The organism is Rhizobium redzepovicii, assembly GCF_019793435.1.
Lineage (GTDB): Bacteria > Pseudomonadota > Alphaproteobacteria > Rhizobiales > Rhizobiaceae > Rhizobium > Rhizobium redzepovicii.
Map to the genome: position 1 here is coordinate 107797 of NZ_JAILYH010000013.1, position 21624 is coordinate 129420.

At 62.0% G+C, this 21624-nt stretch carries 16 protein-coding genes; 7 read left to right on the plus strand and 9 right to left on the minus strand.

Annotated elements, in window-relative coordinates; translation table 11 throughout:
* Window positions 1–3 precede the first annotated feature (3 nt).
* On the plus strand, window positions 4–3543 hold the full coding sequence (uca, locus tag K6N12_RS21200; RefSeq protein ID WP_097627863.1) for an urea carboxylase: 3540 nt from the start codon (window positions 4–6) through the stop codon (window positions 3541–3543).
* 1 nt (window position 3544) lies between these two features.
* Window positions 3545–5350: an allophanate hydrolase gene (gene atzF, locus K6N12_RS21205; protein ID WP_097627862.1), complete on the plus strand. Its 1806-nt coding sequence runs from the start codon at window positions 3545–3547 to the stop codon at window positions 5348–5350.
* A 97-nt stretch (window positions 5351–5447) separates the two neighbouring features.
* Here the strand turns inward: atzF and K6N12_RS21210 are convergent, their stop codons facing one another.
* The 3 genes from K6N12_RS21210 to K6N12_RS21220 are packed head-to-tail and all read right to left on the minus strand — an operon-like array spanning window position 5448 to window position 7995.
* Complete coding sequence (locus K6N12_RS21210) at window positions 5448–5858, minus strand: VOC family protein (protein WP_047622188.1); 411 nt, start codon at window positions 5856–5858, stop codon at window positions 5448–5450.
* 18 nt (window positions 5859–5876) lie between these two features.
* Window positions 5877–6974, minus strand: coding sequence for a Gfo/Idh/MocA family protein (locus K6N12_RS21215; RefSeq protein WP_097627861.1), 1098 nt, complete (start codon window positions 6972–6974; stop codon window positions 5877–5879).
* 10 nt (window positions 6975–6984) lie between these two features.
* Entirely contained in the window at window positions 6985–7995 is a 1011-nt protein-coding gene (locus K6N12_RS21220; protein ID WP_222148966.1) for a Gfo/Idh/MocA family protein, read from the minus strand.
* Between the two features lie 367 nt (window positions 7996–8362).
* On the opposite strand from K6N12_RS21220, the gene K6N12_RS21225 reads away from it, so the two are divergent.
* Window positions 8363–9523, plus strand: a complete 1161-nt coding sequence (locus tag K6N12_RS21225; RefSeq protein WP_097627859.1) for a fumarylacetoacetate hydrolase family protein — start codon at window positions 8363–8365, stop codon at window positions 9521–9523.
* Window positions 9524–9586: 63 nt separating this feature from the next.
* Here K6N12_RS21225 and scpA read toward each other — a convergent pair whose 3' ends face one another.
* A complete protein-coding gene (gene scpA, locus K6N12_RS21230; protein ID WP_097627858.1) occupies window positions 9587–11725 on the minus strand; it encodes a methylmalonyl-CoA mutase in 2139 nt (712 codons plus the stop codon).
* Between the two features lie 233 nt (window positions 11726–11958).
* Here scpA and K6N12_RS21235 point away from each other — a divergent pair, with 233 nt between their 5' ends.
* Window positions 11959–13317 carry an LLM class flavin-dependent oxidoreductase gene (locus K6N12_RS21235; protein ID WP_097627857.1) on the plus strand — a complete coding sequence of 453 codons (1359 nt, stop codon included), beginning with the start codon at window positions 11959–11961 and terminating at the stop codon, window positions 13315–13317.
* 1 nt (window position 13318) lies between these two features.
* Here the strand turns inward: K6N12_RS21235 and K6N12_RS21240 are convergent, their stop codons facing one another.
* The 5 genes from K6N12_RS21240 to K6N12_RS21260 form a co-directional block, all read right to left on the minus strand.
* Window positions 13319–13972, minus strand: a complete 654-nt coding sequence (locus K6N12_RS21240; RefSeq protein WP_097627856.1) for a methionine ABC transporter permease — start codon at window positions 13970–13972, stop codon at window positions 13319–13321.
* Entirely contained in the window at window positions 13953–15038 is a 1086-nt protein-coding gene (locus K6N12_RS21245) for a methionine ABC transporter ATP-binding protein (protein ID WP_097627855.1), read from the minus strand. Before K6N12_RS21245 ends, K6N12_RS21240 begins: the two co-directional genes overlap by 20 nt.
* A gap of 89 nt (window positions 15039–15127) precedes the next feature.
* Window positions 15128–15967 carry a MetQ/NlpA family lipoprotein gene (locus tag K6N12_RS21250; protein WP_097627854.1) on the minus strand — a complete coding sequence of 280 codons (840 nt, stop codon included), beginning with the start codon at window positions 15965–15967 and terminating at the stop codon, window positions 15128–15130.
* Window positions 15968–16210: 243 nt separating this feature from the next.
* Window positions 16211–16771 (minus strand): FMN reductase, encoded by a 561-nt coding sequence (msuE, locus tag K6N12_RS21255; protein WP_097627853.1) that lies wholly within the window; start codon window positions 16769–16771, stop codon window positions 16211–16213.
* 217 nt (window positions 16772–16988) lie between these two features.
* On the minus strand, window positions 16989–18191 hold the full coding sequence (locus K6N12_RS21260; RefSeq protein WP_131711317.1) for an MFS transporter: 1203 nt from the start codon (window positions 18189–18191) through the stop codon (window positions 16989–16991).
* 352 nt (window positions 18192–18543) lie between these two features.
* Here K6N12_RS21260 and K6N12_RS21265 point away from each other — a divergent pair, with 352 nt between their 5' ends.
* The 3 genes from K6N12_RS21265 to K6N12_RS21275 all read left to right on the plus strand — a co-directional run bounded on the left by K6N12_RS21265 (window position 18544) and on the right by K6N12_RS21275 (window position 21349).
* Window positions 18544–19002, plus strand: coding sequence for a helix-turn-helix domain-containing protein (locus tag K6N12_RS21265; protein ID WP_097627851.1), 459 nt, complete (start codon window positions 18544–18546; stop codon window positions 19000–19002).
* A 27-nt stretch (window positions 19003–19029) separates the two neighbouring features.
* Window positions 19030–20979, plus strand: coding sequence for an AfsR/SARP family transcriptional regulator (locus K6N12_RS21270; RefSeq protein ID WP_097627850.1), 1950 nt, complete (start codon window positions 19030–19032; stop codon window positions 20977–20979).
* Window positions 20980–21109: 130 nt separating this feature from the next.
* Complete coding sequence (locus K6N12_RS21275; protein WP_097627849.1) at window positions 21110–21349, plus strand: hypothetical protein; 240 nt, start codon at window positions 21110–21112, stop codon at window positions 21347–21349.
* Window positions 21350–21624 lie beyond the last annotated feature (275 nt).

Sequence of the window (21624 nt, forward strand, 5' to 3'; positions counted from 1 at the left end):
TCGATGTTCACCAAAGTCCTTATCGCCAATCGCGGCGAAATCGCCGTCCGCGTCATCCGCACATTGAAGAGGATGGGCATTGCCTCCGTTGCCGTCTATTCCGATGTCGATCGATTCTCGAAGCCGGCACTGACCGCCGATGAGGCCATGCGCCTCGGCACGGCGCCCGCTGCCGAAAGCTATCTTGATGTCGACGCCGTCATTGCCGCCTGCAAGGCGACGGGCGCTGAGGCAGTGCACCCAGGCTACGGCTTCCTCTCGGAGAATATCGGCTTTGCCGAGCGGCTCGCCGCTGAAGGCATCGCCTTCATCGGCCCGCGCCCAGAGCATCTGTCGGCCTTCGGCTTGAAGCATACGGCGCGCGAATTGGCGAAAGCGAGCGGCGTGCCGCTACTGCCCGGCACCGATCTCTTGCAGAGCGTCGACGAGGCGCTTTCGGCTGCCGAGACCGTCGGTTATCCCGTCATGCTGAAGAGCACGGCCGGCGGCGGCGGTATCGGCATGCAGCTCTGCGCCGATGCGGCCGGCCTCAAGGCTTCCTTCGAAAGCGTGCAGCGGACCGCGCGCGCCAGCTTCGGCGATGCGCGCGTCTACATCGAGCGTTTCGTTGCCGAAGCGCGCCATGTCGAGGTGCAGATCTTCGGCGACGGCAAGGGCGGCGTGATCGCGCTCGGCGAACGCGACTGCTCGCTGCAGCGGCGGAACCAGAAGGTCGTCGAGGAGACGCCTGCGCCTGGCCTTTCTGCGGAGACAAGGGCGCGGCTGCACAAGGCGGCGGTCGACTTGGGAAGCTCGGTCTCCTATGAATCGGCCGGCACTGTCGAGTTCATTTATGATCCCCAGCGCCAGGAATTCTATTTCCTCGAGGTCAATACCCGCCTGCAGGTCGAACATCCCGTCACGGAAGCTGTCTTCGGCATCGACCTCGTCGAATGGATGATCCGTCAGGCGGCCGGCGAGGATGTGCTCTCGGGTGCTGGGGGTCTGACGCCGAAGGGTGCGGCGATCGAGATGCGGATCTATGCCGAGATGCCGCATGCCGATTTCCGCCCGAGTGCCGGCCTTTTGACCGAAGTCATTTTTCCGGAAAGCACCCGCGTCGACGGCTGGATCGAGACGGGAACCGAGGTCACGCCCTTCTACGACCCGATGCTTGCCAAGCTGATCGTGGCGGCGGCAGACCGGCCGGCGGCGATCGAGAAGCTTAAGGCGGCACTCGCCGAAACATCGATATCGGGCATCGAGACCAATCTCGCTTACCTGAGGGCGATCGCCGCTTCCGAATTGCTGGCCAGCGCCAAGGTGGCAACGACGGCTCTACGCGACTTCGCCTTCGTTCCCGATGTCGTCGAGGTTCTCGCGCCCGGGGCGCAGTCAAGCATCCAGGAACTTCCGGGCCGGCTCGGCCTCTGGCATGTCGGCGTGCCGCCGAGTGGGCCGATGGACGAGCGCTCCTTCCGCCATGCCAATCGGCTGGTCGGCAATGCCGATGTGACGGCTGCGCTGGAGTTGACCGTTTCCGGTCCGACATTGCGATTTTATGCCGACCAGACGATCGCGCTTGCTGGCGCGCGGATGCCAATGACATGCGACGGCGTAAAATTGCCGCATGACGCCCCGGTGACAATCCGCGCCGGTCAGGTTCTGTCGATCGGTACCATCGAAGGACCGGGACAGCGCGCCTATCTCGCCGTCGCCGGTGGTTTAGCCGCTCCCGTTGTGCTCGGCTCGCGCGCGACCTTCGGCCTTGGCCAATTCGGCGGTAACGCCACCGGCACACTGAAGACAGGGCACGTGCTGCATTTTGCCCGACAGGTACCGGCCGAACCGGTGAGACCGGCGACGGAGCCAGCCGCCTTGACGCGCGAATGGGATGTCGGCGTCGTCTATGGCCCGCACGGGGCTCCCGATTTCTTTCAGGACAGCGATATCGAGACGCTGTTTTCGACGGCTTATGAGGTGCATTTCAACAGTGCCCGCACCGGGGTGCGCCTGATCGGCCCAGCCCCGCAATGGGCACGAAGCGACGGCGGTGAGGCGGGGCTGCATCCCTCCAACCTGCACGACAACGCCTATGCGATCGGGGCGATCGATTTCACCGGCGATATGCCGATCATTCTGGGGCCCGATGGTCCAAGCCTTGGCGGCTTCGCTTGCCCGGCGGTGATCGCCCGCGAAGAGCAGTGGAAGATGGGCCAGTTCAAGCCCGGCGACAGAATCCGTTTTCATGCGCTGGCTCGGCCGGAAGACCCGATCGCCGGCCCGGCGGTGCGGCGGCCCTCGGAAGAAACAGGTTCGCCGATCCTCGGTATCAGCGAGGATGGCCCGGTTTCTGTCGTTTATCGCCGCCAAGGCGACGACAATCTGCTCGTCGAATATGGGCCGATGACGCTCGATATCGCGCTGCGGCTGCGGGTGCACCTGCTGATGCAGGCGGTCGTGAAGGCCCGCCTCCCTGGCGTCGTCGACCTCACCCCCGGTATCCGCTCGCTGCAGATCCATTACGACGGCACGCAGTTGACGCGCCGGCGCCTGCTTGGGCTGCTCTCCGAGATCGAGGCGACGCTTCCGGCAGCGCAGGAGGTCAAGGTGCCGAGCCGCATCGTGCACCTGCCGCTTTCCTGGAACGATCCGGATGCCGAGCTTGCGATGCGCAAATATCAGGAGCTCGTGCGACCGAATGCGCCCTGGTGCCCCTCGAATATCGAGTTCATCCGCCGCATCAACGGTCTTCCCGATGAACAGGCCGTCCGCGATATCGTCTTCGACGCAAGCTACCTCGTGCTGGGTCTCGGTGACGTCTATCTCGGCGCGCCGGTTGCGACCCCGACCGACCCACGCCATCGCCTCGTGACGACGAAGTATAATCCCGCCCGCACCTGGACGCCGGAGAATGCCGTCGGCATCGGCGGCGCCTATATGTGCATTTACGGCATGGAGGGACCGGGCGGCTACCAGCTCTTCGGCCGCACCATCCAGGTGTGGAACACATGGCGGGAGACGCCGGCCTTTACCAGGGGCAAACCCTGGCTGCTGAACTTCTTCGACCAGATCCGTTTCTTCCCAGTCAGTAACCAGGAGTTGACGGAGGCGCGGGCCGCCTTTCCGCATGGAGGTTATCCCATCAGGATCGAGGAGACGGAATTCTCCTATGCCGCCTATGAGAGGGAATTGCAGGCGAATTCGGCGTCGATCAGCCGCTTCAAGGCAACGCAGCAGGCTGCCTTCGATGCCGAACGCCAGCGCTGGAAGGACGCCGGGCTCGACAGTTTCGTCACCGACGAAGGCACGGGCGAAAGTCCCGATGGGGATATTCCCGACGGCTGCTTCGGTGTTGCCAGCGCCGTGCCCGGCAATATCTGGAAATTGCTGGTCGAGCCGGGCTCCCCGGTTGCGGCCGGCGATACACTCGCCATCATCGAATCGATGAAAATGGAAATCAACGTCACCGCCCATGCGGCAGGCCGCGTTCGCGACCTGCGCGCCGGGCCGGGAAGAAACGTCAAAGCCGGCGATATTATCGTCGTCCTGGAGGAATGCTGACATGCTGCCGACCATTCTCGATCTCTCAACCCTTCGCGCCGCCTATCAATCCGGCCTGACGCCGCTCGATGCCATCGAAGAGGTGATCTCCCGCCGCGCCGCCTCTAGAGATGCGGCAATCTTCATCACTCCGGTGCCGGATGAGGAGCTGCGCGCTGCCGCCAAAGCCTTGATGGCACGCGCGCCTGAGGCAAACAGCCTGCCGCTCTGGGGCGTGCCCTTCGCCGTGAAAGACAATATCGACGCCGCTGGCCTGCCGACGACGGCCGCCTGCCCGGCCTATGAGTATCGGCCGGAGGCGGACTCCACGGTCGTTGCTCGGTTGAAGGCAGCCGGCGCCATCATCATCGGCAAGACCAATCTCGACCAGTTCGCCACCGGTCTCAACGGCACGCGCTCGCCCTATGGAGCGCCGCGTTCGGTCTTCGATGCGGCCTATATTTCAGGCGGTTCGAGCTCCGGATCATCAGTTACGGTCGCTTCGGGCCTGGCGGCCTTCGCGCTCGGCACGGATACGGCAGGCTCCGGCCGCGTGCCGGCTGCTTTCAACAATCTGGTCGGCATCAAGCCGACGCCGGGCCTCTTGCCGAATACCGGCGCCGTTCCGGCCTGCAAGAGCGTCGACTGCATCACGATCTTTGCCGCAACCGTCGGCGATGGCGTTGCGATCCGCAAAGTCGCCGAAGGCTTTGATGCCGCAGATCCCTTCTCGCGCCCCGCCAAGCCGGCGAAGCTGCCGGTATCGGGCCTGCGCATCGGCGTCCTGGCCGGCGCCGAACGGGAATTCTTCGGGGACAAGGAGGTGGAGGCGCTCTACGATCAGGCGATCGAGCGGGCAAAAGCGCTCGGAGCGACCATCGTGCCCTTCGATTACACGCCGTTCCGCGAGGCTGCCGCCCTTCTCTATGACGGGCCGTGGGTTGCCGAACGTCTGGCGGCGGTCGAGGATTTCCTCGCCACCAACGCCGCCGATTTCGATCCGACGGTCAGAGGGATCATCGAAGGCGCCAAGGGCAAGACCGCGGTCGAGGCCTTCAACGGCCGTTACCGGCTGGAGGAGCTGCGCCGCAAGACCGAGGCCGAATGGGAAAAGGCTGATGTTCTGCTGCTGCCGACCGCGCCAACCACCTATACGGTCGCCGACATGCTGGCCAATCCCGTCGTGCTCAACGGCCGCCTCGGCCGCTACACCAATTTCGTCAACCTGCTCGATTGCGCGGCAATCGCCGTTCCGGCCGGCTTCGGGAAAGGCGGCTTGCCGGGTGGCGTCACCGTCATCGCACCCGCTTTCACCGACGATGCGCTGGCGCCGCTTGCCGATGCGCTGCACCGCGCAGCGGGTTCCGGCATGGGCATCGACCGGCAGGCGGCGATCCCCGAAGCAAGCCGTGTTGTGCCTGGCGATGACGGTTTCATCGAAATCGCGGTCGTCGGTGCGCATCTGACCGGCATGCCGCTCAATCACGAACTGGCAGGCGCCGGCGGGCGTCTGGTCAAGACCTGCCGCACGGCCGGCGATTATCGCCTCTTCGTCTTGCCCAATACCACGCCAGCGAAACCAGGGCTGCTGCGCGAACCCGGCCACAAGGGTCAGGGGCTGGAGGTCGAGGTCTGGGCACTGCCGGCCGATGCTTTCGGCAGGTTCGTCCAGAAGATTCCGGCACCCCTCGGCATCGGTAAGCTGACGCTCGAAGACGGTTCCAGCGTCTCCGGCTTCGTCTGCGAGGCCCATGCGGTGAAAGGTGCGGAGGAAATCACCGCGCTTGGCGGCTGGCGCAACTACATCAGCGCCAAGCTGGCGAGCTGAGGAGAGCTTTGCATGGCGGCAAAACTTGTCAGGCGCCTGATCGATCTGCTGCGGTACGGTCTGACCGCCCGCAGCGAAGCGATCGGCAGCGCCTGTGTCAGCCCTGGCGGTTCTGAGAGCGTTCGGCAAGCTCGACGATGATGCCATCGGGATCGCGAACGAAGGCGATCTTGTTCAGCATCTCGGAGTGGACGGCGAAGCGCGGCCGCTCCTTGATCTCGACGCCCGCCTGTTCAAGGCGGGCGAAGGCCTCGTCGACACTGTCGAAATGAAAGGTGAGGTGGCGGACGCCGGCCGTATCTTCAGGCACGTCGACCGCTCTCGACGCGCCGCCGGGCGGCGCAAAGACCTCCAGCATGCCGCCGCCGGCATCGAGGAATGCTACTTGCATGCCATTCGCCATCGTCTTGCGCAGCACCAGGCTGAGTCCGAGCAGGCCACAGTAGAAATCGACGGTGCGGTCCATGTCGCTGACCGTCATGCCGACATGCTCGAAGGATTTCAGCATGGGAATGCCCTTCCCAGTTCAGACGGTAGCCGCAGCACGCCATTCCCCTGCCGGCAGCCAGGAGCGATAGAGCGGATGATCGGCGGCGATCGGCATCGGCGTCGGTTGTCCGGTTCGCTGCGAGAAATAGGCGGCCGTTACCAGTTCCAGCGAATTGCGGGCATCCTGCAATGTCACCGGTGGGTCGGTGTCCTCGACGATCGCCTTGTGGAAGAGCTCGAACTGACGGGTGTAGCCATCCTCGCCAGGCACATAGGCGGCGAGCACTTCGTCGATCCGCGCCTGATGTTCCTCTGTCCCGGCGACGAAAGTCCACGGGTCACGGCCCATCGTATAGGGTTCGATGATGCTTTCGGCGACGAGGTCGTTGAAGCAGAAGCGCAACCGCGAGATCTCCTTGCGCGAACCCAGCGTCATCGAGAGCGTCGCCAGCGAGCCATTCTGCATCTTCACCGAAAGGGCTGCCGTATCCTCGACCTCGATCGGATTGACCAGCGTCGCCCCATAGGAAAACACCTCGGCGCAGGGGCCATGTACATAGTTCAGCATGTCATGAGCGTGGATGGCGTGGCCGAGAAGGCCGCCGCCGAGTTCGCTCGCCCATTTGCCGCGCCACGGCACGGCGTAATAATCCGGCCCGCGCCACCAATGGGTTTCGATCGTCGTCAGGAACGGCTTGCCGGCAAGGCCGCTTTCGATCAGTAGCTTCAGCTTCTGCAGGCCGGAGCCGTAGCGATACTGGAAGATCGGCATCAGCTTCCTGCCGGGGTAACGATCGAGGATGCGCCCCATCTCGTCGACCTCGGCGATCGAGCCGAAGAGCGGCTTCTCGCAGATCACGTGCTTGCCGGATTCGATGCCCTTGCGGCAAAGTTCGAAATGCGAGCTCGGCGGCGTCGAAATGTCGATGATGTCGAGATCGTCACGGGCAAACAGCGCATCCGCATCCTGCGTGTATTCGCCAATGCCGTATTCCTCGCACAGCCCCTTGCCGCGTTCCTCGTCGAGCGAGCAGAGCACGGGGACTTCGAAAAGCTCCTTGTTCCAGCCGAAGCCGGCCAGATGCCGCGCAGCGATGCCTGCGCCGATGACGCCGACGCGCAATTTCCTGGTCATGATTTCCTCCTCAGCGAGCGCCGATGCGAGCGGCTTTCGCCTGGGCTTCGAGCGAAAGACGGCAGACTTCAAAAACGTGATCCTGGGTCATCGCCGTCTGCGTGCGGTTGCCGACGTAGGCGGTGAACGCGTCGAAATAATCGAGCTTTTCGCCGCTGCAATCGATATGGGTCATTTCCTTGCCGTTGACCAGGAAGAGATGATCCTTGCCCGGCCGGCCGGCAATGTCGATATATTTGCGCAGCTCGATGTAACCTTCGGTGCCGAGGATGGTCAGGCGCCCGTCACCCCAGGTCGGCAGCGCCTCCGGCGTGAACCAGTCGACACGCACATAACCCGCCGCCTTGTCGGAGCGCAGAAGCACCTCGCCGAAATCCTCGAAGGCGGGCTTGTCAGGCATCCCGAAATTGCCGATCGAGCTTGCGATGACCTCGCCTGTGGTCGAGCCGGTATAGAACAGGAACTGGTCGACCTGGTGTGAAGCAATATCGACGATGATGCCGCCGAAGGCCTCGGGATCGAAGAACCAGTCCGGCCGGGTCGGCAGTTGCAGCCGGTGTGGACCGACGCCGAGCGTTTGGATCACTTGGCCGATCGCGCCTTCGGCGACGAGCTTGCCGGCCTTGACGGCGGAGCGCACGCAGTGGCGCTCGGAAAAGCAGATCGAGAAGATCTTGCCGGTCTCGGCAACGGTGCGCCTGACGTCCTCGAGCTGGGCGAAGGTCGTCACGCCAGGCTTGTCGGTCATCACATCCTTGCCCGATCTCATCGCGCGGATCGCAAGCCCGGCGCGGTCACGCGGGATCGCGGAAATGCAGATGACGTCGATCGACGGATCGTCGAACAGCTTTTCCCGGTCGATCTGCGGCGCGTCAGGATAGGTCTTCTCAAAGGCCTCGCGCAGTGCCGGCACCGAGGTCTGCGGGCAATAGCCGACGAATTCGCCGCCTGAAGCAAGCAATCCCTTCACGTGATCGAACGTATGCCCATGGTCGATTCCGACGACGGCAAATCTTAGCATCGCTGCAATATCCTCCCGGGGTTCTCGTGCGGCCGGCTGACGCCAGCCTCCTCCATGTCGCGCAAAACAGATAACGAAAGCCGGCTCCTGTCAAGGCGAGATGGAGGGCAAAATCGTCGCGGCCTGTATTTAAATATTTGAAATTTAACGGTAATTTTGTATCTAAATAGTTATTTTGTGGCCTTTTGCAATTGGATTCCCCGAGGAAGCCCGCCGCTTGAGCCGATCAGACAAAGGTCTTTTTCCCCCACGCATCTTGCCCCGCCTTCATGAATGTGATCGATTTTGGTCGTCGCCGGGTCGGAGGGCGGCAACACCCCGCAATTTTTAAAAGAGCTCTTCTCGCTCGCCTTGATGGAAGATCACCATGTCTCAAGCTCTTCTCGATGTCGCCGCTTCGGATGGTCTTTTTGTCGGTCGCATCTGGAATCCCGAAGCGGAGGGACCGAGCATTGTGACGTTACGCCAGGGCATGCTGGTCGACATCACGTCGCGCGAGACGCCGACGCTGAGCGCCCTGCTCGAGCGGCAGGATGCCGTCGCCTTCGTCCGTGCAGCAAATGGCAAGGCGGTTGGCTCGCTGGCGGACATCGCCGCCAACAGTACCGGAGCTCCGGATCAAACGCGCCCGTATCTCCTTGCGCCCGTCGACCTGCAGGCAGTCAAGGCCTGCGGCGTTACCTTTGCGCAGTCGATGATCGAGCGCGTCATCGAGGAGAAGGCCGCCGGTAATCCGGAGCGTGCCGCCTCGATCCGCGAGCGAGTCAGCACGCTAATCGGCGGCAGCCTCGCCAATCTCAAGGCCGGTTCGCCGGAGGCTGCCAAGGTCAAGCAGGCGCTGATCGACGAGGGCATGTGGTCGCAATATCTCGAGGTCGGCATTGGGCCGGATGCCGAGGTTTTCACCAAGGCGCCGGTGCTTTCCTCGGTCGGCTGGGGTGCGGATGTCGGCCTGCATCCGATCTCAACCTGGAACAATCCCGAGCCGGAAATCGTGCTCGCGGTCAACAGCCGCGGCGAAATCAAGGGGGCGACGCTCGGCAACGACGTCAACCTGCGCGACGTCGAGGGCCGCTCGGCGCTGCTGCTCGGCAAGGCCAAGGATAACAACGCCTCCTGCTCGATCGGTCCTTTCATCCGCCTGTTCGATGCCGGCTACAGCCTCGATGATGTACGCAAGGCCGAACTCGACCTGAAGGTGTCAGGCCAGGACGGTTTCGTGTTGCACGGCAAGAGTTCGATGTCAAAGATCAGCCGCGACCCGACCGACCTCGTCAAGCAGACGGTCGGCGCCCATCATCAGTATCCCGATGGTTTCATGCTTTTCCTCGGCACGCTGTTTGCGCCGACGCAGGACCGCGACGCGCCGAAGCAAGGCTTCACCCACAAGATCGGCGATGTCGTCGAGATTTCCTCGGCAGGCCTCGGTGCGCTCGTCAACACCGTGCGCCTTTCCACCGAATGCTCGCCCTGGACCTTCGGCATTTCGGCGCTGATGAGCAACCTCGCAAAGCGCGGGCTGCTCTAATTCTTTGATTTTGCGCATTTCCGGGCGGAAAATCGCGTCGCACTTTTCCTGGAAATGCTTCAGCTACTGGTTTCTTCGCCTGCCCTCCAGCAGATCGAGGACGGAGTTTGCCGCCTCGAGAACATTTGTCCCCGGGCCGAACACGGCTGCAACGCCGTGTTCGTGCAGGAATTCATAGTCCTGACGCGGGATAACGCCGCCGCAGACGACGATGATATCGCCACCGCCCTGTTCCCTCAGCCTGTCGATAAGCTGTGGTAGCAGCGTCCTGTGACCGGCCGCCAGCGACGAGACGCCGACGACATTGACCTTTTCGCTGAGTGCGACGCCGGCAGCTTCCTCCGGTGTCTGGAAGAGGGGACCGGCGAGCACATCGAAGCCGATGTCGCCGAAGGCCGAGGCGATCACCTTTGCGCCTCGGTCGTGTCCGTCCTGACCGAGCTTGGCAACCATGATCTTCGGCCGGTGCCCCATGGCTTCCGTCACCTCCGTCATGCGAGTCTTGAGCACGGCGAGTTCCGGCTCATTTTCATAGGCCTCGCCATAGACGCCCTTGATCACCACAGGGGTGGCGGCATGATCGCCGAAGGCAGCACGCATCGCGTCCGATATTTCGCCGACCGTGGCGCGGGTTCGGGCCGCTGCGATCGCTGCTTCCAGCAGGTTGCCCTTGCCGCTCTGTGCGATCTCTACCAGGGCCGCCAGCGCCTCGCGCACGGCTCCGCCATCGCGGCGCCGCTTCGTTTCTTCGATACGTCTGATCTGCGCTTTGCGCACCGCGCTATTGTCGATCTCCAGAATGTCGATCGGCTGCTCGTTGTCGAGCCGGTAGCGGTTGACGCCGACAATGACCTCTTCGCCCTTGTCGACGGCCGCCTGACGGCGTGCGGCCGCTTCCTCGATCAGCCGTTTCGGCAGGCCTTCCGCTACGGCCTTGGTCATGCCGCCCAGTGCCTCGACTTCCTCCATCAAGGCCCAGGCCTTGTCGGCAAGCTCGGCCGTCAGGCTTTCGACATAGTAGGAGCCCGCCAGGGGATCGACCACTTTTGTCACGCCGGTTTCGTGGCTCAGGATCAGCTGCGTATTGCGGGCAATGCGCGAGGAGAATTCCGTCGGCAGCGCGATCGCCTCGTCGAAGGAGTTGGTGTGCAGCGACTGCGTGCCGCCGAGCACGGCCGACATCGCCTCGAAAGCGGTGCGGATGATGTTGTTATAAGGGTCCTGCTCCTGCAGCGAGACGCCGGAGGTCTGGCAATGGGTGCGCAGCATCAGCGAGGACTGTTTCTCCGGATGAAACCCTTCCATGATCCGCGTCCAGAGCAGGCGGGCGGCGCGCAGCTTGGCGGCTTCCATGAAGAAGTTCATGCCGATGGCGAAGAAGAAGGACAGGCGGCCGGCGAATTCGTCGACGCTCAGGCCTTTGGCGATGGCGGCGCGCACATATTCGCGGCCGTCGGCCAGCGTGAAGGCCAGTTCCTGCACCAGCGTCGCGCCGGCTTCCTGCATGTGGTAGCCGGAGATCGAGATGGAGTTGAACTTCGGCATCTCGCGGGCGGTATAGTCGATGATATCGGCGACGATCCGCATCGAGGGTTCGGGGGGATAGATATAGGTGTTGCGTACCATGAACTCCTTGAGGATGTCGTTCTGAATGGTCCCCGAGAGCTCGGCCTGGGGAACGCCCTGCTCTTCGCCGGCGACGATGAAAGAGGCGAGGATCGGAATGACGGCGCCGTTCATGGTCATCGACACCGACATGTCGCCGAGCGGAATGCCGTCAAAAAGGATCTTCATGTCCTCGACGCTGTCGATTGCCACACCCGCCTTGCCGACGTCACCCTCGACGCGCGGATGATCGCTGTCATAACCGCGGTGGGTGGCAAGATCGAAGGCGACCGACAGGCCCTTCTGGCCGGCGGCCAGATTGCGGCGATAAAAGGCGTTCGATTCCTCTGCCGTCGAGAAGCCGGCATATTGGCGGATCGTCCAAGGCCGGCCGGCATACATCGTCGCTCGCGGGCCGCGGGTGAAGGGAGCAAAACCGGGAAGCGAACCAAGGTGCCCGGCGCCGTCGAGATCCTCAGCCGTATAGAGCGGCTTGACGGCAATGCCTTCCGGCGTCTGCCAGGTCAGCGTTTCGGGCGAGCGGCGCAGTTCCTTTTGCGCAAGCTCCGCCCAATCCGACAGTGTCTTCTTCGTCATGCGGTTCCTCCGGCTTTTTTCATCCCCACCCTACCATTTTATAGGCTCCTCGTGCGATAGAGCCCGAACAGGATGATTTTAGGCCGAGCCGGCCCAAAATCTGAATCCTGTTCTATATTATATAGTTAGAGCATGATGTCGTCCGAAAACCGCTCGCACTTTTCGGCTTCATGCTCCAGGATAATTAATGCGGCAAATCCTTGATTTCTATTGCCGGCATTGGGACCCGCCTCATGAAGACCATGCAGATCTATGCCTTCGATATGAACTGCGTCGGGCACATCAACCACGGCCTGTGGACGCATCCGCGCGACTGCTCAGCACATTATACCGATCTCGACTACTGGACAGAGTTTGCCAAGACCGCCGAACGCGGCAAGCTGGACGGCATCTTCCTGGCCGATATCGTCGGTGTCTATGATGTCTACAAGGGTAGTCCGGCGCCGGTGATCGAGACGGGCGCGCAGATCCCGGTCAATGATCCGCTGATTCCGATTTCGGCGATGGCCTATGTCACCAAACATCTGGGTTTCGGCGTGACCGTCAACACCACCTATGAGCCACCCTTCCTGCTGGCGCGGCGCATGTCGACGCTCGACCACCTGACCAAGGGACGGATCGGCTGGAACATCGTCACCGGCTATCTCGACAGTGCGGCCCGCAGCATGGGTTTCGACAAGCTGCCGGAACATGATGCGCGCTACGATGCGGCCGAGGAATATCTCGAAATACTCTACAAGCTCTGGGAAGGGAGCTGGGACGACGATGCGGTGCTGCGCGACAAGGCGGGCGGCATCTATGCCGATCCCTCCAAAGTGCGCACTGTTCGTCACGACGGCAAATATTACCGGATGGAAGGCATCCATCTTTCCGAGCCCTCGCCGCAGCGCACGCCCCTGCTCTTTCAGGCCGGCGCCTCGGCACGCGGGCAGGATTTCGCCGCACGCCACGCCGAATGCGTCTTCATCGCCGGGCCCAATCCCAAGGCGGCCAGGCCGACCGTCGATGCGCTGCGGGCGAAGGCGGAGGAATTCGGCCGCGGCGCCGACGCATTGAAGATCCTGAGCCTGATCACTGTTGTCGTCGGGCGGACGGAGAAGGAAGCGCAGGACAAGCTCGAGGACTATCGCCGCCATGCGAGCGTCGAGGCCTCGCTTGCGCATTACTCCGCTTCTGTGGGCATCGATTTTTCGAAGTATGGATTGGACGACGTCATCGACCGGAACTCGACCAACGCCAATCAGTCCGCACTTGCGGCCATTACGAAACAGGCAGCGAAGCCGGTGACGCTGCGTGACATCATCGACCAGATGGTCCTCGGCAGCCGGATGAAACCGATGGTGGGCTCGCCCGACCAGATCGCCGATCATCTCACGGCATGGATCGAAGAGAGTGGCATCGACGGCTTCAATCTGGCGCGGACAGTGGCGCCGGAAAGCCTGCGCGATTTCGTCGAACTGGTGGTGCCGGTGCTGCAGGAGCGCGGCGTCTTCAAGGCGGACTATGCTGCAGGACCGTTGCGGCAGAAGCTTTTCGGCGGCGGGAACGGCAGGTTGCCCGCCGCTCATCCCGCCGCCCAATTCCGGCGCTGATTTATCGGTGGTCCAGTCTGGCGACCAGCCGGTCGCCAAGCCACTGGATGCCGCAGACGAGCACGATGAGGACGGCCACCACCGCGATCATCACACTGGTTTCGAAACGCTGATAGCCATAGCGGATGGCGAGATCGCCGAGGCCGCCGGCGCCGATCGCGCCCGCCATGGCCGAGGCGCCGATCAGCGTCACCAGCGTGACGGTGAAACCGGCGACGATGCCTGGCAGCGCTTCGGGCACCAGCACCTCGCGGATGATCGTCCAGCGGCTGCCGCCCATGGCGCGCACGGCATCGATCAGCCCTCGGTCCACCTCGCGCAGCGATACTTCGGCGATGCGGGCGTAATAGGGCGTTGCGGCGATGGCGAGCGGCACGATGGCCGCCCAGGTGCCGAGCGCGGTGCCGACGATCAGCCGCGTCAGCGGGATCAGCGCCACCAGCAGGATGATGAAGGGCACCGAACGGAAGCCGTTGATGACGCCGCCGAGCACGCGGTTGATCCAGAGGTTTTCGGCAATGCCGCCGCGCGCCGTCGCGACCAGTGCAAGGCCAAGCGGCAGGCCGGCGACGAGCGAGATCACTCCCGAGGCGATGGTCATCAGGATCGTCTCCCTAAGGGAGCGAACAAGCAGTTCAAGCATGATCGGTGTCATAACCAAGTACCTCCACCCGGGCGGACCGGGCCGTCAGGAATTTTTGGACCTTTCCGGCAAGCGCGGGGTCGCGCGCGGGAACGGCGATGAAGAACCGCGCCACCGGCTGGTTCTGGATGTGGTCGATGCCGCCATGGACGAGGCGGAAGGAATGCGGCAGCGCCGCCGAGAGTTCGGCAAACAGCGCGCCCTGCGCCTGCGGCCCGGCGAGATCGACGCTGAGGATCGCTTCGCTGCCCGCCGTCGCCGACAGCCGGCCGGCGATATGCTCGGGAAGCTGCGGCCGGATGCCGCCGAGCAGGCTGCCGGTGATATCAGCCTGCGGGTTGGCGAAGATCGACCAGACCTGTCCCTCCTCGACGATCCGCCCGGCATCGATGACCGCGACGCGATCGGCAATGCCGCGGACCACTTCCATCTCATGGGTGATCAGCAGAATGGTCAGCCCGAGCTTACGGTTGATGTCCTTGAGCAGCGTCAGGATCGACCGGGTCGTTTCCGGATCGAGCGCCGATGTCGCCTCGTCGGACAACAGCAGGGCCGGGCGTGCCGCGAGCGCCCGGGCGATGCCGACGCGTTGTTTCTGGCCACCGGACAGCGATGCCGGATAGGCCTTCGCCCTGTCGGCAAGAGCGACGAGCTCGAGCAGCTCATGCGCCCGTTTCAGGCGCTCACTCTTTGCAAGACCCTCGATCTTCAGCGGCAGCGCGACGTTTTCCTCGACGGTCTTGGCGGAAAGCAGATTGAAATGCTGGAAGATCATGCCGATGCGGCGGCGCAGCGGCTGCAGGTCCTGTTCTGAAAGTCCGGTGATATCTCGGCCTTCGATGAGGATCTCGCCGCTATCGGCGCGCTCCAGGCCGTTCAAGCAGCGGATCAGCGTCGATTTGCCGGCGCCGCTGCGGCCGATGATGCCGAGGATTTCGCCTCTCTTCACCGTCAGCGAAATGCCGTCGAGGGCGGCCGTGGTTCCGAACCGCCGCTTCACCTCGGTCAGCCTCACCACCTCTTCGGTCGCCGTTTGCGGCTCTGCCTCGATCGCCGTGGTGGAAACAAAGGAATTCATGTGTTTTTCCTTACAAATGCTGAAGGCGGCCCGGGCAAAGAACGCCCGGACCGCCTCTCGGCAGGCCTTAACCCCAGCCCTGTTTCGGATCAATAGGCGCTGAGACCGGTTCCCTTGTAGACCTTGTCGAACTCGGCCTTGACGGTGTCGTTCTGATAGGAAGACACGAGCGTCTTGACCCATTCTGAATCCTTGTTGTCGTCCTTGACGGCGATGAAATTGCGATACGGATTGTCGACAATCGGCTCCTGCGCGATGCGTTCTGCCGGAGAAAGACCGCTCTTCAGCGCCCAGTCGGTGTTGACGACACCGGCATCCAAATCGTCGATGGACCTGCCGACGATGCCTGCGTCGAGCTCCTTGATGTCGATCTTCTTCGGATTGTCGGTGACGTCGGCGATCGTTGCGAGAATGCCGGTGCCGTCCTTCAGCTTGATCAGGCCTTCGTTCTGGAGAACGCGCAGCGCCCGGCCTTCGTTCGAGGGATCGTTCGGCACGCCGATGACGGCACCTTCCGGGATCTCGGCGACGGACTTGTACTTCTTGGTGTAAAGGCCGATCGGCCAGACGCCGGTATAACCGACGCGCGTGATGTGGTAGCCGTGCTGCTTGATCTGGTTGTCGAGATAGGGCTGATGCTGGAAGGCGTTGGCGTCAAGTTCGCCGCGCTCCAGCGCTTCGTTCGGCTGTGTATAATCGTTGAAAGTGATCGTTTCGATCTTGAGGCCCTTCTTGGCCGCCTCGGTGGTGACCACGCGCCAGATGTCCTCCTCCTCGCCGGCCATGATGCCGACCTTGATCGACTTGTCCGCGGCAAAGGAAGGAGCGGGTGCTGCAAAAGCAAAGAGCGTGGCAGCGGAAACGGCGACGGCGGCAAGAGCCGCGCGGCGCGAAAGGGGGAAGCCGTGAAGATTGTTGTTCTTGATCATTGTTATATCCCGTCTGACTGAATGAGGCCAAGCGCCCCGAGCAGACAGATCATGGCAAATGCGCCCATCGGGAGCGAAGCACGAATGTCCGATGTCGAGGAAGGCTTGGAAAAACTCTTGCCCCGCCATCGATATCAGCAGGATAAATTTCCACCAAATTTATGGATTATCATGGCTTGCAAGAATGGCCCGAACGAGAAACGGCGCCTCGAAGGCGCCGTTTCAAGTCTGTGCGGGTACTTTTCACTCGGCAGCGATAAGAGCCTGCTTTTGGGCAGGAAAGAAGGCTGCGAGCTCGCCGATGACCTCGCCGATCCGCTTGGAAAGCGGTTCGGATGAGACGCGGTAATCGGTGAAGTCACGATCGGAGGCGTAGACGGCTGTCGGCAGCGTATGAGACATGAAGAAGCCGAAGAGCGGGCGCAGCTGATGCTCGACCATCAGCGCATGCCGGTCGCCGCCGCCTGTCGCGGTGATGATGACCGGCTTGGCGCGCAGCTCATGCGGGTCGATCAGGTCGATCAGGTGCTTGAACAGGCCGGGATAGCTGCCCTTGTAGGTCGGCGCGCCAATGACCAGCAGATCGGCATTGACGATATCGTCGATGACTTCCCTGGCGCGGCTGTCGAGATCGTCGCGGCGTAGCGCCTGGCCGAGCGACGGACCGACATCGGTCAGATCGTAGAGGGTGTTGTCGAAGCCGTATTTGTCACCGGCAAGGCCGGCGATGTTTTCGACCAGCGTGAAGGTCTTCGAGGGACGGTTGAAGCTACCCGCCAGGCCGACCAGTTTGTAAGCAGACATGCCATTTTCCTTCCGATATCGTGCCGGGACCGATTATTGGATAGATATTATCTATAAAAATAGTGGATTAAAGGAAGCCTATCCCTCTTCATCATGATGAGGAGAAAAATACATTCTCATCTGCGGGTGGTCGCCTGCTTGCGACAGCGCATCAGTCACCGAGCCCCGAATATGGCGGATATTTCGGGTCGATGCGTTGTCGAGGCGCGATATCGCCTCAGACTGGCTTTGGCTTCGGGATGCGCGGCAGGAAGATCGTCAGCAGACCGAGAAGCGGCAGATAGGAGCAGATGCGGTAGACGAAGTCGATGCCGTGGGTATCGGCGAAACTGCCGAGCAGTGCTGCACCGAGCCCCCCTGCCCCGAATGCGAAACCGAAGAAGACGCCGGCAATCAGCCCGACGCGTCCGGGCACAAGTTCCTGCGCGAAGACGACGATTGCCGAGAAGGCCGACGCGAAAATCAGGCCGATGGCGACGCTGAGCACGCCCGTCCAGAACAGGTTTGCATAGGGTAGGATCAGCGCGAAGGGAATGACGCCGAGGATCGAGAACCAGATGACGAAACGAGCGCCGAAGCGATCGCCGATCGGCCCGCCGAGAAACGTGCCGACGGCGACCGAGCCGAGGAAGAGGAAGAGCATCAGCTGTGCCTGCTGGACGCTGAGCGCAAACCTGTCGATGACATAGAAGGTGAAGTAGCTCGACACGCTGGCCATGTAGACGTTTTTCGTCGCCGTCAGCAGCACGAGGATCAGCAGCGCCCAGACCACCCTGTTCTGCGGCAGCGGCAGGGTCCGGCTCACCGCAGGCTTACTGGCGTTCTGGCGACGATGGCCAATATACCAGTTGCCGACCCAGCTCAGCACGACCATGCCGACCATGGCGATGGCGGCAAACCAGGAGACGCTGTGCTGGCCGAGCGGCAGCACGATGAAGGCGGCGAGCAGCGGACCGATCGCCTGACCGGCATTGCCGCCGACCTGGAAGAAGGACTGCGCGAAACCGTGGCGGCCGCCCGAGGCAAGACGGGCAACGCGCGAGGATTCCGGGTGGAAGACCGCCGAGCCGAAGCCGATCAGGCTGGCGGCGACGAGCAGCAGGGCGAAGCTGCCGGCATTGCCGAGCAGGATGAGGCCGCAAAAGGTGCTCGCCATGCCGAATGGCAGCGAATAGGGCATCGGCCAGCGGTCGGTGACGATGCCGACCAGCGGCTGCAGCAGCGACGCTGTGACCTGGAAGGTCATGGTCAGCAGGCCGATCTGGACGAAATCAAGATCGTAATTCGCCTTGAACAGCGGATAGAGCGAGGCGAGCAGCGACTGCATGATGTCGTTCAGCATGTGACAGAAGCTGACCGCCATCAGGATAGACATCGTTGTTTTTTCGAAACGGGGCGCGCGCTCGGCAACAGTTGCCATGGAATTCCTCCTGGACGGCCCGGTTGGTTGCCGTGCCGCGTCGCTTTATTCGATGGATTTCGGGCGATCGGGGCTGGGAAGACGATTGAGCGGCGGTCGCTGAAGTGCATTTAGCGTAAGGCGGGGGGCAGCAACAGCCCAGTTTCATCAGGATCGGTACGGCTTTTGTTCGATTTGCCGTTTTGCAGCCTATCCTGCGCTGCTTTACCCCTTGCCGGACGGGGGTTTTCCTACCACACTGGGTTGCGATCATGGCATGTATCGTATGCGATGTGAAAACAACCATGGAAAACGGCGACGGGGGATACTACAGCTGCGTCGATTGAAATGCGATCGAGGCTGAAAACACGCGATGAATGTCAAGACACCGAATGCAATAGACGGCTATGTCGGAGGGCGCATAAGAATGCGCCGGCAGTTGCTCGGAATGAGCCAGGAACGGCTTGCCGAGCAAATCGGCGTGACCTTTCAGCAGGTTCAGAAATACGAGAAGGGCATCAACCGCATCGGCGCGAGCCGTCTGCAGCGAATCGCCGATGTGCTTCACACGTCGCCAAGCTTTTTCTTTGAACAGGAAAATTCCGAGCCGTTGACGTTGCAAGGGCTCGATCTGCCGGCAAATAGCGACCCGGTTGCCGAATTCCTGCAAACGAAAGAGGGATTGGTGCTCAACCGCGCCTTTCTGAAGATCGCCGACCGGAATATCCGGGAAACGATCATCGCATTGGTGAAGGCGATGGCACAGGCGGAAAGCAGCGGCGTAACATTGGGTGCCCCGGTCGCGGATATCACCCTTCCGCTCGGAGAATAGTCAGGCATATCGGCAGGCATTATCCGCATGAAGCTCAGGCTCGAATCATTTGGTGAGTTGCGGCTGATCGACCCCGCCGGGCGACCGGCGGCGTTCCCGGAAAAAGGCCTGCTGGCGATTTGTTATCTGCGGGACCGTGATCTGCGGGACGGAGCCGGGAGCGAATATCCGCGCTCGGCGCTGGCGCGGTTCTTGTGGGACAGCCACGACAACTCTGACATCATGGCCAACCTGCGCAAAACCATATCGCGCATTCAGAAGCGTCAGACCGAGCTCGGTGCCGAGCTTTTGGCCTTCACGGCGACCGGCGTGCGGGTCAGGTCGGATGCATTTTCAGGTGATCTCTTCGAACTTGCCGACCCCGACGGCGACGACGCACTTGGCAGGCTGCGGCGGCTGGTTGCCATCCTTCGCCAGGATTTCCTGGCTGGGCTCGCCGACCAAAGCGTGAGGACGCGGCAGTGGATCGCCGGCCAGCGTGACCGGCACATGGCAGTTCTGGTGGATGCGCTGAAGACGGCGCTGCCCGCTGCCCGGTCGCGAGAGGATGTCAGCCTGATCAAGGAGGCGGCGCTCAGGATTTTCCGCGAGGCACCGGATGACGAGAATATTCGTCGCATCCTTCTCGATGCCTATGAGTCCGAAGGTCAGCTGGAGAAAGCGCGCCGCCTTTTCGAGACGAGCAGGCATCAGTTGGAAAGCGCAGTCGATATCGGCCTTGACGTGCAGGCGCTGGGAGAGGTCCGCAAGATCTTCGCCGGTAGTCGACCACCACAGAGCGTTGCGGTGCCGCTCATTGATGGCGGCGTTCGAGTTCCCGGTCCCCTCCCCCGTCTGGTGCTGTTGCCGCCGAGCGGGACGGATGCCATCGGTGCCTTGCCGATTCTCTCCGAGGCGCTGATCGAGGACGTGACCATCGGCCTTTGTGCGCTGAATACTGTTTCGGTGGTAGCACCCCATACGGCCGCTCGCATCGCACATAATGCCGACAAGGCCCAGCTGATCTTGCGCCATTCGATTTCCTATGTTCTCGACACGAGGCTGACCAATCGTGCGGGCAGCCCTGCGCTCTTTGTCCAGCTGATTTATGCCGGCAGCGATGAAGTCATCTGGGCCGAGCGTTTCAGCCTCGAGAAATACGAATTGATAAGCCACCGGCGCGACATTGCGCGGCAGATTGCCAAAGAGCTTGCCGGGCAGGTCCGCCGGCATGAGACCATGCGCGATTCCTTCGAGGGCAATTCGGCCGCCTATCACAGCTATCTTCTCGGTCTGCGGGACATCAAGCGGCTCGCCCTCCCCGATGTACGCCGCTCCCGGAAGGCTTTTCGCGAGGCGCTTCAGCACAGCGCACATTTTGCCCCTGCGCTCAGCGGATTGTCGCGCACTTTTCTTGTCGAATGGCTGTTGACGGCACGCGGCGACAGCGAGCTGCTCGGCCTTGCGGAGGAGTACGCGAACCGGGCGATCGTTGCCGATCCGTCGTTTGCGGCCGGCTTTCGCGAGCTGGGCGTTGCCAAACTTTATCTCAAGGACATCGATGAAAGCGTCGTGGCGCTGAGGCTCGCGGAAGAACTCAGCCCACATTATGCTGACGGCATTGCAAGTTATGCCGATACGCTCGTCCATGCGTCGCGCCCTGCCGATGCATTGGCCAAGATCGAGCGGGCCATCTCCCTCAATCCGTTGAGTCCGACCGACTATCTATGGACGGCGGCCGGCGCGAATTTCGCCCTTGGCCATTATGCCGAGGCGCTCGAGCAAATTTCTATCATGGACGATCGTACACCGGCCGACCGGCTTTCGGCTGCCTGCTGGGCGATGCTCGGCGATTTGAAAAACGCGCGTATCTATATGCGCAAGGTGCGCGAGATCTATCCGGATTTCGATGTCGACAAATGGCTTTCGGTCGTTCCCTTCAAGGAGCAATGGCAGAAGGAACAGTATCGCGAGGCATTACGCAGGGCCGGCTTCTGAAGTCTGGCGCCGAAAAGTGTAAGCCGGCAATTCCTGTCACGCCTGTGTCACGCGCGTCTTTCGTTCAAGAGGATTAAGCTGTCTTTGCTCTGTCGGAATGCGCCGGCAAGGGAAGCTGGAGAATTCTCAGATGCACGATGCAAACGAAGCAACCACGACGCCGAAAAGTGACGACGAGCTCAAGGAGCTGGTATCGCTCGCCCGGCTCGTTGCCTATGCCCGAGAGAACGCCAGAGATTTGAACGCCGAATTCTCCGCCTATTGCCTCGACCTTGCGTTTGGCGCCCTGATGCAAGACCTCGATAGAAGCGGCGTATCCCTGTCCCACGAAAGCGGTCAGGACGGTAGTCTGCTCGGCACGCGGCACTGAGCGGCGGTCGCAGTCCAGCTGACAGCCGTTGCAGGCTTGCCTGGAAAACTCCACGCATTCATATTTCGATTCCTGCTTGTGCCAATCGGCTATCATAGCGATACGGCGTTTGCTCTGGCGATTCGGTCTATAACACCCCGCGGCTGCGCCGGCAGCGCCAGCGGGCGCCATGTTCAAGCCTTTGAAAAGGATTGGACAACCTCGCGGTAGGGTCTTGTTAACCCTATTTGCCTTGCCACCCCTCCAGAATCGGCGCTAAATGCGGTTTCAAAGCT

Bases quoted from the DNA above. Each gene is read 5' to 3' on its own strand.
- uca (WP_097627863.1), top strand. From the start codon at position 4: ATGTTCACCAAAGTCCTTATCGCCAATCGCGGCGAAATCGCCGTCCGC.
- atzF (WP_097627862.1), top strand. From the start codon at position 3,545: ATGCTGCCGACCATTCTCGATCTCTCAACCCTTCGCGCCGCCTATCAA.
- K6N12_RS21210 (WP_047622188.1), bottom strand. From the start codon at position 5,858: ATGCTGAAATCCTTCGAGCATGTCGGCATGACGGTCAGCGACATGGAC.
- K6N12_RS21215 (WP_097627861.1), bottom strand. From the start codon at position 6,974: ATGACCAGGAAATTGCGCGTCGGCGTCATCGGCGCAGGCATCGCTGCG.
- K6N12_RS21220 (WP_222148966.1), bottom strand. From the start codon at position 7,995: ATGCTAAGATTTGCCGTCGTCGGAATCGACCATGGGCATACGTTCGAT.
- K6N12_RS21225 (WP_097627859.1), top strand. From the start codon at position 8,363: ATGTCTCAAGCTCTTCTCGATGTCGCCGCTTCGGATGGTCTTTTTGTC.
- scpA (WP_097627858.1), bottom strand. From the start codon at position 11,725: ATGACGAAGAAGACACTGTCGGATTGGGCGGAGCTTGCGCAAAAGGAA.
- K6N12_RS21235 (WP_097627857.1), top strand. From the start codon at position 11,959: ATGAAGACCATGCAGATCTATGCCTTCGATATGAACTGCGTCGGGCAC.
- K6N12_RS21240 (WP_097627856.1), bottom strand. From the start codon at position 13,972: ATGACACCGATCATGCTTGAACTGCTTGTTCGCTCCCTTAGGGAGACG.
- K6N12_RS21245 (WP_097627855.1), bottom strand. From the start codon at position 15,038: ATGAATTCCTTTGTTTCCACCACGGCGATCGAGGCAGAGCCGCAAACG.
- K6N12_RS21250 (WP_097627854.1), bottom strand. From the start codon at position 15,967: ATGATCAAGAACAACAATCTTCACGGCTTCCCCCTTTCGCGCCGCGCG.
- msuE (WP_097627853.1), bottom strand. From the start codon at position 16,771: ATGTCTGCTTACAAACTGGTCGGCCTGGCGGGTAGCTTCAACCGTCCC.
- K6N12_RS21260 (WP_131711317.1), bottom strand. From the start codon at position 18,191: ATGGCAACTGTTGCCGAGCGCGCGCCCCGTTTCGAAAAAACAACGATG.
- K6N12_RS21265 (WP_097627851.1), top strand. From the start codon at position 18,544: ATGAATGTCAAGACACCGAATGCAATAGACGGCTATGTCGGAGGGCGC.
- K6N12_RS21270 (WP_097627850.1), top strand. From the start codon at position 19,030: ATGAAGCTCAGGCTCGAATCATTTGGTGAGTTGCGGCTGATCGACCCC.
- K6N12_RS21275 (WP_097627849.1), top strand. From the start codon at position 21,110: ATGCACGATGCAAACGAAGCAACCACGACGCCGAAAAGTGACGACGAG.